At 73.2% G+C, this 15,615-nt stretch carries 5 protein-coding genes; all 5 read right to left on the minus strand.

Features of this window, described 5'->3' with window-relative positions; all coding sequences use genetic code 11:
* Window positions 1-109 precede the first annotated feature (109 nt).
* Window positions 110-6,331: a toxin TcdB middle/N-terminal domain-containing protein gene (locus GWK61_RS02495; protein WP_194904431.1), complete on the minus strand. Its 6,222-nt coding sequence runs from the start codon at window positions 6,329-6,331 to the stop codon at window positions 110-112.
* Window positions 6,328-9,702 (minus strand): Tc toxin subunit A-related protein, encoded by a 3,375-nt coding sequence (locus GWK61_RS02500; RefSeq protein ID WP_194904433.1) that lies wholly within the window; start codon window positions 9,700-9,702, stop codon window positions 6,328-6,330. The genes GWK61_RS02495 and GWK61_RS02500 overlap by 4 nt, the downstream gene beginning before the upstream one ends.
* Window positions 9,703-9,803: 101 nt before the next feature.
* A complete protein-coding gene (locus GWK61_RS02505; RefSeq protein WP_194904435.1) occupies window positions 9,804-11,036 on the minus strand; it encodes a hypothetical protein in 1,233 nt (410 codons plus the stop codon).
* On the minus strand, window positions 11,033-13,792 hold the full coding sequence (locus tag GWK61_RS02510; protein ID WP_194904437.1) for a zinc dependent phospholipase C family protein: 2,760 nt from the start codon (window positions 13,790-13,792) through the stop codon (window positions 11,033-11,035). Before GWK61_RS02510 ends, GWK61_RS02505 begins: the two co-directional genes overlap by 4 nt.
* Window positions 13,793-13,946: 154 nt before the next feature.
* The coding region (locus GWK61_RS02515) for a CHAT domain-containing protein (protein WP_228561625.1) at window positions 13,947-15,615 on the minus strand (1,669 nt) is incomplete at its 5' end.

Here is a 15,615-nt window from a genome sequence, read left to right on the forward strand (position 1 = left end):
GTCACGTCGCCCGAATCATCCCACCAGCCGCTCCCAATCATCCCGGCCGAGGCAGAATTCTTGGCGCTCGGACCCGACGCGGCGATGGTGAAAGCCACCGTCAAGCATCTCAGCCCTTTGCGTCCGAGCTCCCGTAGAACAAGTTGAACCCGTTCTTGACTCCGTTCAGTGAGCCCATGTCGTCGAAGATCGTGAGGAGGTTCCCCAGGATCGGGACGCCCTTCAGCATCAGCACCACCTGGTCGGCGTAGCTGTAGCCGGCTGCGTCGGCTCCGACGCTGAGGGAGATCAGGCCGGACGCGCCGCCGTCGATGGCGATGAAGTTGGCGATGCGCGTCAGGTCGACCGCGAACAGGGTGCCGGGGATGTCTGTGGTGAACATGCCCAGGTCGGCGCCTACGTTACGCATGTTGCAGACGTCGATGACGTTGCCGAAGATGTCGCCGCCGGCGCTGAAGGTGCCGTTCGTGGCGTGTTCGACGCCGAGGCCTATGTCCCAGGAGGTGCCGACCGAGTTGTCCCAGATCTCGAAGCTGCTGGTGGCGTCGGTGCTGTTGGCCGCGAAGCCGAGCCCGTACTTGTGCAGTGTGCCGATCTCCAGGTAGCTGTGCTGGTCGCCGTCGGAGGCGAACTTGCCGCCGAGGAAGCCGCCCACCACCAGGCCGATCGTCGCGCCCCAGATCATGCCGCGGGTCGCGCTGAGCATCATGTCGCCGAGGCTGCCCTTGCCGCCGGCCCAGCCGGTGGCCAGGCCCGAGCCGAAGCCGCTGATGGCGCCCTGCGCGGCCCCGGACAGCGCGTAGACGGCCCAGGTGGCGCACCCTTTCAGCGCTGTGGTGATGGCTCCGCCGACGGCGCCGCCGATCAGTGCGGTCGCGCCGCCGATGATGCCGCCGAGCAGGGCGCCGAGCATGACGTCGCCGCCCTTCTGGTCGGCGGACATGGCCCCGGCCAGCGCGCCGCCGAAGGCGCCGATGCCGACCGCGATCAGGGTCCCGGCCGATGCCCCTCCGGCGGCGAAGGTGACGCCCAGGACGGTGACCCCGGCGAGCGCCGCGCCGCAGGTGGCGACGCACAGGACGACGATCAGCGCGACCGCCACGGCGAGCGCGATGATGGTCCAGATCGAGGTGAGGCCGCTGGGATCGGCGGTCAGCACCGGGTTGTTCATGCCGTAGCTGTAGGCGTTCCACGCGCCCACGGTGTACAGGCCGCCGGCCATCGGGTCCGGTGACAGGAACCTGCCGGTGCGCGGGTCGTACCACCGGTGGCCCAGGCAGATCAGGCCGGTCGGGTCGGTCACGGTGCCGAGGAACCCGGATCCGGGTGCCTCGCCGGTGCCCGGGCCGGTCCCGGGGCCAAGCTCGTTGCCCCACGGATCCAGGGTGATCCGCCGGGCGACCGCCCCGGCGGCGTCGGTCACCAGCGTGACGTCGCCGAGAACGTCCTGGTGCAGCCACTGCCCCGCCCCGGTCTCGTCGATGGTGGCGATCGGCGCCCCGGCGAAGGACACGAACAAGGTCGCGCCGCCGTCGAAGAACCCGAGTTCCTCGCTGACCCGCACGTAGTAGACGGCACCGTCCTTGCGGCTCATGATCCGCGCGCCGGTGTGGTCGTAGACGTGCTGGATCGTCGAGCCCGCCGACGCCACGCTCAGCAGGTGGTCCTCGGCGTCCCAGGTCGCGGTCCCCCACGGCGCCGAGGTCACCCGGCCTGCGGCGTCGTGGCCGTAGGCCTGGCCGCCGGCGGTCGCCAGCCGGCTGGTGCCGGGCACGTACGTCTGGGTGTCGCCCAGCGGCCCGGTCAGCATGTTGCCGCCGTCGGAGTAGGTGAACAGCCGGCCGGGACCCGCGGCCGGCCCAGACGGCACAGACAGCCCAGACGACCCAGACAGCCCAGACGGCGCGGCCGACGCCAGCCGCCCCAGCCCGTCGAAGGAGTACGCCCAGCCGGTCTCGTCCGCAGCGGCCCCGGCGCCGATGCCGACAAGCCGGTGTTCGTCGTCGTAGTCGTAGCTCTGGTCCCGCAGGACCTCGCCGTGCGGCCCGACGATCTTCTGCCCGCGCACCTGCCCGGTGACGTCGTCGTAGTGCAGGGTGGTGACGACGCCGTTCGCGTGCCGGATCTCCGAGGTCCGGCCGAACACGTCGTAGTCCACTCCGGCCACGAAGCCCGGGGCGCCGTCCGGCCGCCCCAGGGCGTCGTGGGTGTAGTCGATCCGCCGCCGCGTCCCCCCCGGCGCGGCGGCGGGCAGGGTGACCGCGGTGAGGTGGCCGTCGCGGTCGTATTCCGCGTCGCACTCCACCTCCCGGCCCAAGTGCGGTCCGCCCCGCACCTTGCCCACGACGCGGCCCGCGGCGTCGTAGGCAAGGGTCAGATAGCCCAGGGCGTCGGTGACCCGCCACAGGCGGCCGACGCGGTGTTGTTCGCCGTCCGCCGGCGCCGGAGCGCCCGGGAGCAGGTACTCCCAGGTCACGTCCGGTGCGCCGGACAGGCCGGCCGCGGTCCGCCACAGCTTGGTCGGCCGCCCGAGGGCGTCGAACTCGCGGGTGACGGCGTCGCCGGTGGCGATCTCGGTGCGCAGTTCGTTGCCGAGCGCGTCGAGCAGCCGCCGGGTCCGGCCGCCGTCCGGGCTGTCGTGGCAGATCATCCGTCCGAGCAGGTCGTGGGTCAGGGTGTTGACGACCCCGTCCGGCGTGGTGACGGTCAGCGGCCGGCCGCGGTGGTCCCAGGTGTAGGTCTGCTCGACCCAGCGCGTCCCGTCCCAGCGCCCGATGCCGAGCACCTGGCCGCACGCGTCGAGCAGGTGGCGTTCCTTCGGCCGGTCCGCGGCCGCGCCGGGCGGTCGGAGGCTGACCGTCACCGAGCCCGGAGACCTGGTCCAGGTGGTGCTGGTGCCGTCGGGCCGGGTCTCGGTGAGCAGGCGTCCGGCGACGTCGTACGTGAAGGCGCTGTGCGGGAGGGCCGGCGCGGGGGCGGCGTAGGCCTCGGCGGCCGTCGGGTAGGGCATGAACACCTCGGCTGCCAGGCCGCGGGCGTTCAGCACCTTCGCGTCGGTGACCAGCCAGGGCTGGACCGCGTCGCCGGTGGGGACGAGCTTGCACAGCGACGCGCCGGTGCCGTCGAGGTAGGTCACCGAGCGGCTGGGTTCGCCGGCGGTCGCCGCGCCGGTCGCGATGACCTGGACCGGCATGGCGCCGGTGGTGTAGCGCCAGGTCGCGATCGGCGGCCCGGCGGGGTCCGTCGCGGCCCAGTAGCCGGTCACCCGGCCGAGCACGTCGAAGGACTCGTGCCGCACCGCGCCGTCGAACTCGGTGACGCTGGTGACGTTGCCGGTGCGCGGGTCGTAGACCGCGCTGCGCTTGTGCCCGAGGCCGTCGGTGACGGACAGGACGTCGTGCAGGGTCGGGTCGAGCTCGGTCGTGCCGGCCGTGCCCAGCGGGCTGAGGCTGGTCAGCAGCGTGGGCTGCGCCGGGTCGCGGCTCAGCCGGCTGCGCGCGACCCACCAGCCGGACTCCCCGTCCAGGCGGTGGTAGCCGTGCGCGCCGAAGTCCGGCGGGTCCGCGCCCCAGACCGCGGCGACCATGTCGTCGGTGAGCGCGAGGTCCTCGACCCGGCTGATCAGCCCGCGCGTGGCCGAGCCCAGGGGCAGCCCGACGCCCCCGGGCCCGTCGAAGTAGGTGATGCTGTCGGCCAGCACCACCCCGTCGGCGTCGACCTCGCGCGTGCGGCACGGCAGGTGCAGGTTGACACCCCCGGTGGCCACGGTCCGGGTCAGGGTGACGTCGCGGTCCGCGGGCTGCCCCGGCCGCCGCACGACGCTGCGCTGGCTCAGCACCATGCCGGCGCCGTCGATCACCAGATAGTCGACGGTGTGCACGCTGACCGGCGCGGCGTTGCCCTCCCAGCGTTCTTCGACGGTGGTCGTGCCGTGGGGCAGAAGGCTGTGCCGGCCGCCGGCCAGCGGCTGGTCGAGCACGCCGTAGGAGTAGCGGACGACGCTCTCCGGGCGCAGCGCGCCGGGGTCGGCGTCCGGGTCGTGGACGAGGACCGACAGGGGACGCCGGCGCAGCGCCCCGAGGTGCAGCCGCTCGGTGCCGGTCAGCACCCGGGCCGGGTCGGCCGGGTCCAGGCCCAGGTGGAAGGTGGTGACGGTGCGCCGGGTCGGGACGCCGGGGTCGCCGAGTTCGTCGCGGTCGACCCGGCCGAAGCCGAGGAACGCGCGGGCGTCCGGGTCGTAGCGGGCCTCGTGGTAGCGGTAGCGCGTGGTGGACACGGCGCCGGTGGCGGCGTTGGCCGTGCTCGTCTCGGCGACGCAGTGCACGGGGAAGGGGTGGAACGTGCGCCACGGTTTGCCGGCCGCCTCGTCGTCGGCCGCGAACCGGGTCGAGGTGCGCCACGTCATGGTCGTGGTGGCGCCGGCGTCGCTGACCCCGGTCAGCAGGTAGGGCTTGCTGCCGCCCAGCAGGTCGACATAGCCCTGACGCCCGCCGGGCAGGTCGAGCAGGATGCCCTGGGTGCCGGTGCCCTCCAGGTCCAGGAGCCGGAAGTGTCCGGGCCCGGTCGGCGGTGTGCCCGCGAGCACGCTCGGCGCGGCCAGCTTGTCCGCCCCGCACCAGCGCCAGAGCAGGACTCTGGCGTCGTCCAGGTACACCAGGTCCGCGCAGCCGTCGCCGTCCACGTCGACCAGCAGCACGCGGCGCGGGTCCAGGCGGGAGGGCGCCTGCGGGATCGGCACGGTGACCGGCGCGCCCCAGCGGCTCGGGCCCAGGCTCGGCCAGTAGGTCAGGGTGGCGCCGGCGACCCGGACGACGTCGAGGCCGCCGTCGCCGTTGACGTCGGCGAAGCTGACCCGGGGGTCGCCGAGGTCGACGTCGGGCCGGGCCGGCCCGGAGATCTCGACCGGGTCGGCCAGCCAGCCGCGCGTGGCCGACCCGGTGCTCCCGTCCTGGCCGGAGTCCTGGCCCGAGCCCTGGCCCGAGTCCTGACCCGAGTCCTGGACCCAGCCCAGCCACCGCGCGCCGGTCTGCACCAGCACGTCGCTGCGGCCGTCGCCGTCGAGGTCCAGCAGCCGCAGCCGCGGGTCGTCGAGGCGGAAGGAGGGAGCGCGGCGCCATCGGACGGGAGGTCCGAACGGCGCCGCGAGCGGATCGGCGCCCGACGGGCGGGTTGCCGGGTCGCCGACCGCGTTCAAGGGGTAGGAGCCGGCGAACCGCTCGGTCATCACGAGCAGGTTCGCGGCGCCGTCGCCGTCGGTGTCGGCGAAGGCGACACTCGACGGGTCCAGCCGCACCGGGCTGGGCAGGGCCCGGGGCCGGTGCGGCCCGGTGAAGACGCCGCCCCCGGTGTTGCGCCACCACCGGGGAGCGGCGTCGCTCAGGTCGAGCAGGTCCGGCAGGCCGTCACCGTCGAGGTCGACGAACTGCGTGCCGCCGCGGCGCACCGCGAACGGCAGCCGGGGCAGGACCGTCAGGGTCGGGGCCGCCGGCCGGGTGTAGTCGAAGCCGACGGACGCGCCGGGCAGGGTACTGCCGTCCTCGCCGTGCGCGAACTGCGCGACGGAGGTCAGCAGGCTGCGCCCGGCGCCGCCGGCGTCGTCGTAGCCGAGCTGCCAGGACCGGAGCAGGCTCGCGGCCAGGTCGGTCCGGTGCAGCTCGATGACGGCGGCCCGGGAGCCGATGCCCAGCAGCACGCCGAGGCTGCCGTCGGTGAGCGTGTCCGGACGCTGCTCGTAGCCGAAGCGGACCAGGTAGCGGCCCCAGCTCACGGTGGCCAGGCGGAGGTTGCCGCCGCTGGGCTCCCAGCCGTAGGCCACGGCGTTGCCGCTGCTGTCGGTGACCGAGTCCAGCAGCCAGGCCACGGTGGTCCCGGCGCCGTCGGTGATCCGGCTGCCGGCGCCGCCGCCGAGGGCGTGGACGGTGTCCTGCGGGTCGACCAGCTGCCAGCCGGGTCCCGGTCCGCCGAGGATCCGCTGGCCGAGGCTGTCCACCTCGGGGGCCCAGCCGGAGTCGGCCCGCGGCCACAGCGGGCCGACTCCGTCCAGCGCGGGCTGCGGGGCCGTGCCCCCTGAGGCGCGGCCGGTCCGCAGGGTCACCCGCGGCAGGTTCAGCGACCACCCCAGGCCCAGCCAGTCGGCTCCGGACCCGGAGTGGTAGCGCAGGGTCAGCTCCGGCCTGATCCCGTTGGGCCCGGCCGGCACGGTCAACGGCAGCGACAGCCCGGCGGTGCCGGTGTTCATGTCGATGTCGAAGTCGGTGCCGGAGGAGGCGACCGCTCCGCCGCCGGGCGGGAGCTGGAGGATCTCCTGGCTGGTGGGGTCGGCGGCGGTCATGCGGAGGTCCTCGGGGTGTAGCTGTACTCGAGCAGCAGCGTCAGGTTCGCCAGGGAACTGAGATCAAGCCCCGTGGTCCCGGCCCACGCCGGGTTCGCAGCCGCCGGGACCGACAGCGTCCAGTCCCCGACCACCGGCCGCCCGAGCTGCGTGGCCAGCGGGCTGCCCGCCGAGGTGCTGGTGGCCAGGCCGCCGGCGTCCGACACCGCGGCCGAGGCCGAGGCCGCGCCGGGCGCGGTCACGTCGATCGTCAGCGCGGCCGGCGAGTGGCCGCCGGAGGTGGTGACCAGCAGCCCGACCTGGGTGAGCTGCGCCGAGGCCTGGTTCAGCGGCAGGTCCGAGCGCTGGATGTGGACCGTCGCGGTCTGGGTGTTGACGAGGTCGAAGAACGCGTCCGGGTAGATCCAGCGCAGCGGGAGCCCGATCTGCGTGACGTGCGCGCCGGGCTGCGAGTCCAGGACCTGCCGCACCTCGGTGGCCAGGTCGGGGTCGTAGCGGGCATCGTAGGTGAAGCTGACCAGCACGTCGGTGATCAGGTGGTAGTCCAGGTCGTTGACCTCCGGCGGCACGTCCAGCACCCAGGTGCCGATCACCCCGGCGCCGGCCAGCATGCCGGTCTGCCGCTGGTCGGCCAGCGCGGCCGGGTCCAGGCGCCGGTCGAAGTCGGACAGGACCAGGGTCTCGGCGGTCTGCACCCGGCGGCGCATGATGTTCGTGTCCTGGCTGTCCCAGGTGTCGGTGGGGGTGCGGTAGAAGGACAGGCCGCCGCAGGTCAGGGTGCCGGACAAGCCGGTGGGCTGGGTCAGGCCGACGAGGGTCACCTCGGCGTGCCGGATCCGGCCGCCGTAGGTGCCGGGGTAGGCCAGGTCGAAGTCGTCGGCGGTGGTGTCGAAGGCGATGCGGCCGCTGGAGCGGAACTGGGTCTCGAAGGCGTAGCTGTGCCGGGTCGCCAGGCTCAGCACGTGGGTGACCGGCTGGATCTTGGTACGCCGGGTGGCCAGCAGGGTGTCGGTGAACGACTGGATGTCGGCCTGGAGCTGGTCGGCGGCGAGCAGCCCCTGGATCTCGTCGGAGGTGTAGTCGGGGCGGATGACGGTGACCGAGGTGTCGTTCTCGAAGTTGAACGCGCTCTGCATCAGCTTCGCCTCGCGCAGCGCCATGTCGAGGTAGCGGCGGTAGAGGGCGTAGAGCTTGTCTCCCATCGCCTTCCACACGCCGGCCGAGAAGGTCTGGTCGTCGAAGGCGGCCAGCACGGCCTGCGCCTCGCCGGTGTGCAGCTGGGCGATCGCCACCTGCGCGTCGGAAGCCGCCACCCGGGCCTGCGCCGCGGTGACCTCGGCCTGCGCCTGCGTCGCGGCGGCCTGCATCTCCTGGCTGGTGCGCTGCATCGAGGCCACTTCGTACTGCATGCTCAGCCGGCTGGACACCAGCTGCACGGCGGCGGCGATGTCGCCGCGGTCGCCGGAGATGGTGGAACCGCTCTGGAACTGGTCGGCCAGGGAGTTGAGATAGTCCGGCTGGCCGTCGTCACCGCCGCTCACCTCGGAGCTCTCCGCCTGGTAGAGCATCGCCTGGCTGTGCAGGTTCTGGTAGTCCGCGGCGTTCGCGGTCGCGTCGGCGGCGCGCTCGTTCGCCAGGTCCAGGCCCTTCTGGTAGGCGTCGGCCTCGGCCCGGGCGGCGTCGGCCTGGAGCTTGGCCGCGTTCTGCTCGGCCTGGCTGTCGGCGACGTGCTGGGCCAGCTGGAGCCGGGTGAGCTGGGCCTGGTCGGCGCGGTCCCAGTAGCCGATGACGTTCTGCTCGACGGTCACGGCCTGCTGCGCGTACTGGCCGGCGACCTGCTGGAGGTAGTCGAAGGTCCAGATCGGCACGGTCGGGGCCCAGTGGCCGTGGAAGTCCAGCCCGGCCTTGATCTGGCCGAGCTTGCCCCAGGCGTCGACCATCGGCGTGGAGATGGCCGGGCTGGCGGCCGCTGCCAGCGCCGACGGATCGGCGATCAGCGCGGCGAGGTTCGGGATCAGGCTCTTGGCGACCTGCGCACCGGGGCCGATGCCCGCGACGGTGTACAGGGAGCTGGCCGGAACCTGGCCGCCGAGCAGCACGACGCGCTCGTAGTACGGCTGGGCGCTGGGCGCGTCGCCGTTCCGGTAGAGGCTGTCGGCCCACTGCACGTACAGCATCGCGAGCTTGCCCCACAGCTGCGGGGCCTCGATCTGGGCGTTGATGTACTGGTAGTTCGCCGCGTAGAGGTACTGGGTCTCGGCGTCGGTCCAGTCGCCGAGAGCGGCGTAGCAGTCCCCGAGGGCCACCGGGATGACGTAGTAGAAGGTGTGCGCCAGCGCCACCACGAAGTCGCCCGGGGTGATCGGCTGGGCCAGCACGTCGGGCAGCGCGGCCAGGTTGACCCGCGCGGCGTAGACGGCGTGCTCGACGGAGGCGACGTCGGGCGTGCCGCCGACCGTGAAGTCGAACTGCGGGATCACCTCGGGCGCCGGGCCCAGGACCGGCCCGGTCCGCAGGCCGAGCCGGCGCTGCTGGGTGAGGGAGGTCGGCAGGACCGTGACGTCCTCGGTGAGGTTGGCGGCCAGGCTCGCGGTCATGGCCGGATTGCCGACCGGGGCCGGGGGCGCGCCGGCACCGGGCAGCACGGCGGCGGCGCCCAGGCCCGGGGCGGGCACGGCGACCGGGGTGTTCGGCATGGCGGTCGCCTGGACCCGCTCCATGGCGGTGGTGTTCGCGGACGCGGCCGGGCGGCTGAGGCTGCGGGTGAACAGGGAGGCGATGCGGTGCGCCAGGCCGCCGTCCTGCGGGAGTTCGAACACGGCCTCGGCGACGGTCTTGTCCAGGGACAGCGCGCGCCGCTCCAGCTCGGTCCCGGCGTTCCGGCTGCCCTGCGCCGTGTAGATGCCGGCCAGGCGCGCGGATCCGGCGGCGGCCAGCGCCGCCGGGGTCGCCACGACCGGAGAGGTCAGGCCGATCCGGTCGGCGACGCCCGGGCCGCCGTTCCCGGCCACGACCGGGATGACCGGGCTCAGCGGCCCGGGCACCGGCACCACGCCGAGCCAGTTGAGCGAGGTCTCCAACAGCGACGACAGCAGCTTGGGATCGATCGCCAGGTGCCCGATCATCCCGGGGCCGATCTTCAGGCCGGGATCCATCTGCGACCAGATCAGGGTCGAGGCCTGCTTGTAGCCGGCGATCGCGGACTGGTAGCGGCGCGCGGTGTAGTCCTGCCCGGCGGCGTCCAGGACGTCGCGGATGCGTTGGAGCAGCGCGGTGTCCGGGTGGGAGAGGTCGGCGAGCGCCTGGCTCAGGCGGCTGTCGCGGATGGCGGTGTAGGTGAGGTGCCGGACGTCCATGGACATGGCGGTCATCGATTCCTGTTCCGGGTGGTGCTGTGGCCTGGAGATGAGGGGTTCGAACCGGTGGCCCGCCGGCGCCGCCCGGCAAGGCGGCGGCGCCGGCGGGACGTCGATCAGCCCTGGTGGACGACCGTGTAGCCGCCGACGACCTGCCCGCCCTGGCTGGCGGTGACGCGGTAGACGTGCGCCTGGCCGGCGCCGGGTGCCTGGTCCCCGGCGGCGAACACGACCTGCGCGCCGTCCCCGGCGACCGGCAGCGTGTTCCCCGTGCCGAGCTGCCCCGGCGCGGCCACGGTGAGCTGTCCGGTCCCGACGGCCTGTACCGGGAACACGCCGCGCTGCCCGGTGTGCAGCTGGAGCCACGGCATGGTGGCCGGGGCGTGCCGCTCGACCGTGATCTCGGCGGCCATCCCGAACAGCTGTCCGACCTGGAGCTTCAGCGCGCCGGTCGGCCCGCCCGGCGGGACCACGTGGATGTTGCGCTGGCCCAGGTGCCGGTTGACCCGCGCGTCCCACTCCGGGGTGGTCATCGGGTCGGCGGCGACGTCCCAGGCCCGCACCAGCAGGCACTCGTGGCCGCCGTTGACGTAGCCGGCCTGCCAGCTGTTCGGGCACTTGACGACCTTGTGGCACTCGCCGCTGTAGCGGTCGCCGAGCTGGGTCACCGCCGTCCCGATCTTGGTCAGGCCGTTGGGGTTGAAGCCCAGGCTCGGGTTGCACCAGTAGAACTCGACGATGACCTCGCGGGCCGGGGCCTGGCCCAGGTTCCACACGTGGGCGTAGACGGTGTTGTCGACGCCGGCCTGCGCGACCTGGCCCAGGGCCGGCGGGATCGCGGGCGCGGCGTCCGGCGCCACCCCCGCGAGGATGTAGACGTCGGGGCTCTCCCAGAACGGACCGCTGACCGGGCGCGTACCGGTGTCGCCGGGATTGGCGCGCAGGAACAGGAACGGGAGGAGGAGGTTCTTCCGCACCCCGGGCCACACCCGCGGCGGCAGCGGGACGAGGTCGCCCGGCGTGACCGGGTGCCCGTCCGCGGCACCGGTGCTGGTGCCGGGCTCGCGGGTCGGACGGCCGGGGACGTCGCCGCCGCCCTGGCTGCCCGGGCCGCCTTGTCCGCACGGGCCGCCGTCGCCACCGGGGTGGCATCCGCATCCGCAGCGGTGATGGCTGTGGGAGCCGCAGCACTCGCGGCGGGCGACGGCGCCCTCGACGACGTCGGCGGCGAGCTCGAAGGCCCGGCGCACCAGGCCGGCGGCGTCGTAACGGGTGTCGCAGGGCTCGGCCGCGAGGTGCGCGACGGACTGCGCGGCCTGGCCGGCGGTGGAACGGTCGTGCGTGCTCACTTGGTCGGCCTCCCCGTCCAGATGGTGTACGAGTTCGGGTCTTCGCCGGGCGTCCAGGGCTCCTGCGCGGCGGCCCCGCCAGCCCCGGCGGGCTCGGCGCCGGGCGCCGGAGCGGGTCCGGCTCCCGGAGTCGGCCCGGGAATCGGTCCAGGAACCGGTCCGGGAACCGGCACGCGGATCTCCGGGGCCAGATACCGCAGCATGACCAGACCCTGGTTCGGCGGCTCCGCGCCGCCCCACCGCGGGCTGCCCTCCGGCGGGTCGACCGGCAGGTGGTACCCGTCCCCGCGGGGGTCCTTGTCCATGGCGTCGCCGCGGATCCAGTCCCAGCACCGGTAGCCGTACCCCCGGTCGGCGTCGAGGTTGAAGTCCGAGACCGCCCCGGCCGCCGGGTCCACGATCCGGCCCATCAGGTAGGCGCTGAACGGGATCGGGTCGCCCAGCGGGCTGTGGTCGCGGTCCGGCGTCCGGCCGATGACCTGCTCGTTCACCACGTCGGTGTGCGCCGGGGTGGCCGCGTGCTCGTACATCTGCCGCTCGGCCGGCGACACCGGCTTGTCGGTGCGGAACAGCACCTCGTGCGGCAGCGCGCCGTGCGGGTAGGGGCCGCTGACGGTCCCCGCGGTCCGGCCCAGGATCCGCACGATCTCCGTGCTGATCCTGGCGTCGACGTTCAGGGCCTTGAGCTCGTTGACGACGTCCGAGAGCTCGGTCGGCGTGTCGTAGCGGGTCGTGTGGTCCCCCCGCACCGACACGGACGGGTACGCCCACGGCCGCCGGTACTCGTCCGCGTCGTTCACGCTGTCCTGGACCGGGCGCACGGGGAAGAACGGGTACCTCTCAGTACGCGGGTTGGGCTGCGGCACCAGCAGGTTCGGGTCCTCGTCCAGGAACCCGAAGGGGTCGACCGCGTCGGCCAGCGCCTGCTGGAACGCCGCGTCCACGGTGTTGCCCAGCTGGATCAGGGCCTTGTCGATCTCGTTCGGCTGCCGCAACTCGCCGTCGTCGGGATAGCGCAGCTCGCCGTGCGGCAGCACGAACCCCAGGTGCGCGAGCATGTCGTGTGCGGTGTTGACCATGTCCCAGGCCAGCATCGCCAGCTGGTACAGCGCCCACCGGATCGGGTACGTCAGCGGGCTGACGATCGCCTTGACGATGTCGGCGACCAGCTTCACGACCGCGGCGACCTCCTTGACGAGCCACTGGAGCAGCGCCAGGATCGCGGCGCAGATGTCCTCCAGCGGGTCGTCGCTGTTCACCCCCGAGAAGTCCGGCGCGCTGGCCAGGTCGGACAGGTCCGAGGCCGGCGGCCACTCGATCACGCTGGGCATCCGCGGCTTGTCCAGATCGAAGCCGCCCCAGAACGCCAGCCGGTAGTAGGAGATCATGAACCGGTAGCTGACCTGCACCTCCCACGGCAGCGGGAAGCCCTTCGGCACGGTGAACCCCGGCGCGGGCGCGACCTGCGCGATGATGTCGTCGATCGGCCGGTTCAGGTTGACTCCGGCGACGTTGAGCAGGGTCTCAAGGCCCGACTTCACGGTCCCCAGGCCGTTGGCGAAGTCGCTGCCGGCCAGGTTGGTCGGCACCGTCTCGCCTTCCTCGTCATACGTCGCCATCAGGGCCCGGACGATGCCCTCGGCCAGCCAGGCCGGCATCTCGCCGTCCTGGTCCACGGCCTTCTTGGCGGCGTCCCGGTCCGCGGGCAGCGTCGCCGGCCGGTCCCAACCGTTGGGGTGCTCCTCGTCCAGGGCGACGGCGTAGACGAACGCCGAGCGGCTCAGGTCCGGGTACACGTCGTTGGCCGCGAGGTCGTCGCCGGGCAGCCCGCCCTTGCCGTCGGCCCGCGCCTGCCGGTAGTTCCAGGCGTCGATGTGGTTCTCCACCAGGTGGTGTCGCTGCCAGTGCGTGCGGAACGGCCCGCCGGCCTGCTCGTTGACGTAGGAGTGGGCGATGACGTCGGTCCCGATGTGCGCGATCCACCCGAGCGCGAACGCCTGGAACTGCTCCAGCTTGTCCTGGTCGTGGTCCTCGCCGAACTGCCGCTGCGCCTCGGCGAGCAGGTTCGCCGCCATCTGGTTGGTCTTGCGGTAGTGGAGCATGTCGCTCCAGAGGAAGGCGTGCTCGTCGTAACCGGTCCGCATCTTCAGCGAGAACCAGCTGAAGACGTCCTTGTAGGACACGAGCTCCTGCTCGACGATCTGCGTCAGCGCGGTCGCGAACTCGCTGATCGCCCCACCGACCGCGCTGATCACGCCCCCGGTGAGGCCATCCAGCACCGCCTCCGCGGCACTGACCACCGGCCCGATGGTGGCGTCCCACACCTGGACGAAGTCCTGCCAGGCCTTCTGCAGCTTGATCAGCATCCGGACGACCTGCGCGAACGTCTGATCGACTTCGGCGAGGATGACCAGCAACGGCTCCCAGTCCTCGTCCTTGGCCTTGTCGACCCAGTAGTAGACGGCCATCGCCAGCATCAGGGTGTCGCAGGCGTACGGCGACTCCGCGAAAGGCGCCCCGGAGTAGTCCTGGCAGAAGAAGAACAGGTCCGGCCCGATCGCACCGACGTTGGTGTACTTGGGCCACTTCTTCATCAGCTCGCCGCAGCGCTGTGGCGTCAGCCCGCTGTTCCCGCCGGTGAGCGCACCGAGGCCGGGGACGGTCTGGTCGCTGTCGTTGGGGTTGAAGCGGTCCTGCTTCTCCAGCCAGTCGGCGAGCCGACGTGCGGTGTAGACGTGCGTGAAATGTCCGGGCATCCGGCCAGACCCCCACTTTCGTGATCACGTGATCTCGGGCGGGGCCGGGTGTCAGCCTTCGGCTGAGCGGTCGCCGCCTTCCTGTGGGTTAAGTGCGAGCCGGGGCGCCGGGGATACGTGGCGGGATAGAGGGTTTCGGCTGAGGAAAGATCCCTCACCCGGCTCCGAAGCAGCTGAACGCCGCGAGCGGATTGGCCTGCGTGGCCGCCGCCAGAGCCGCCGCCGGACGCCGCCCCGCCCGCAGCAGCCGGTGGTACTCGCCCATCACCTCCGCCGCGACGCCGTCGGCCACCGGCGCGGCCGCCGCGACCACCGTCCGGCTCCCGGCGTGCAGCAACGTCGCGACCAGTCCCAGCGGCTCGTCCCCGGGCCGCATGGAGATCCGCCCGACGTCGCACGCGGACAGCACGACGTGCTCAGGGACCGCGTCGAGGTGCAACAGGTCGTACGCCATCAACGGCCCGTCAGCCAGTTCGAGTTTCGAGAACAGCGGGTTCTCCGGATCGTGATGACCGTGAACAGCCAGGTGTGCCGTCCTCGCGCCGTCGAGCGCGGCGAGCGTGGCCTCCACCGCGGCGTCCGCACCGTCGAGCACGACAGGATCCTGATACGACGAGGCGACGGCGCGCAGCTCACGGCCGGTCTGCCGCAGCCCGGGCCCGGCGACGAGAACGGTGCCCCGCGACCCGTCGCGATCCATCGGCGTGGCCGACCTCGCCCGAACCGCCGCCAGCCAACTCGTCGCCGACGGCGCCACCGACAGCGCCCGGCCCCGCAGTGCCGGCAGCAGCGACCAAGGCGTCGCCGCCAACGGGCCGCAGGGCACGACGACCAGCTCACGATCGCCGACCAGCCCTCGCACCCGCGACCGGAACAGCACCGTGTCCAACGACTCGGCGTGCGCGGCGACGGCTTGGGCGAGCGCCTTCTCCATCCGGGCCGGCAGCACCCGGCCGACCAGGGCGACCAGGTCCGCACGCAGACGCCGCGCGGTCTCGTAGACGCCCTCGGCCGCGCCCAGCGGCACCACCCGGCAATCCGTGCCGGCGACCACGAGGGCGAACAGCGTGTCAGCGTTCTTGAACAGGCTGACCAACGCGGTGTCCTGGCGGCCCAACGTTTCGGCGACGTCGTCGAACGCTGCCACTCCCTCGGCCGCGCCGCTGCCCGCCGCACGCCACGCGCTGCGCCGGATGCGCTGTTCCAACGCGGCCTGCCGCCCGGCCCGCGCCAGATCCGCCGACGCCCCGGAGAACACCGCCTCTCGGCGGCTGAACTCCAGACTCCGGATCTCCGCGACGGCCTGTGCCACGCCGGGATCGGTCGGCGGCCGCACCGGACGGATGCGCAGCGCCTGCGCACGGGACAGTTCGGACCAGGCGAAAGCCTGCCGCGGCCGGTCCACGGTGAGGGTGAGTCCGGCGGCGGCGAGTTCGACGCCGAGGGCCGCGGTGCCGGTCTGGAGGTCGACGCTGCCGAGGCGGGACCGGTGCCGGGCCAGAACGGCCAGGCCGGAGCGGAGTGTGACGAGCGCGCGTGCGGGATCGCCGTGGGCGATGGCGAGCTCGGCGGCGGTCAGGGTGCGGAGCATGCGAAGGTCGAGGGGAGCCGTCTTGGAGATCGGCGGCAGGGTCCCGGCCTGCCGACGCCCCGGAGGCCGGCCCGGTACCGCTCCCGCCGCTATCGCAGCCCGGAGGCCGACCAGTTCCGCGGCCGCCGCGTCGTTGCGCAGGCCGAGCACGCGCAGCCGCGCCGCGAGGTCATCGGCCCGCCTCGCCACTCGCCGGGCGCGGCGGATCCGATCCGCGTGCTCGGGGGCGGGC

The sequence above is a fragment of the Catenulispora rubra genome, from assembly GCF_015356825.1.
GTDB classification, from domain to species: Bacteria; Actinomycetota; Actinomycetes; order Streptomycetales; family Catenulisporaceae; genus Catenulispora; species Catenulispora rubra.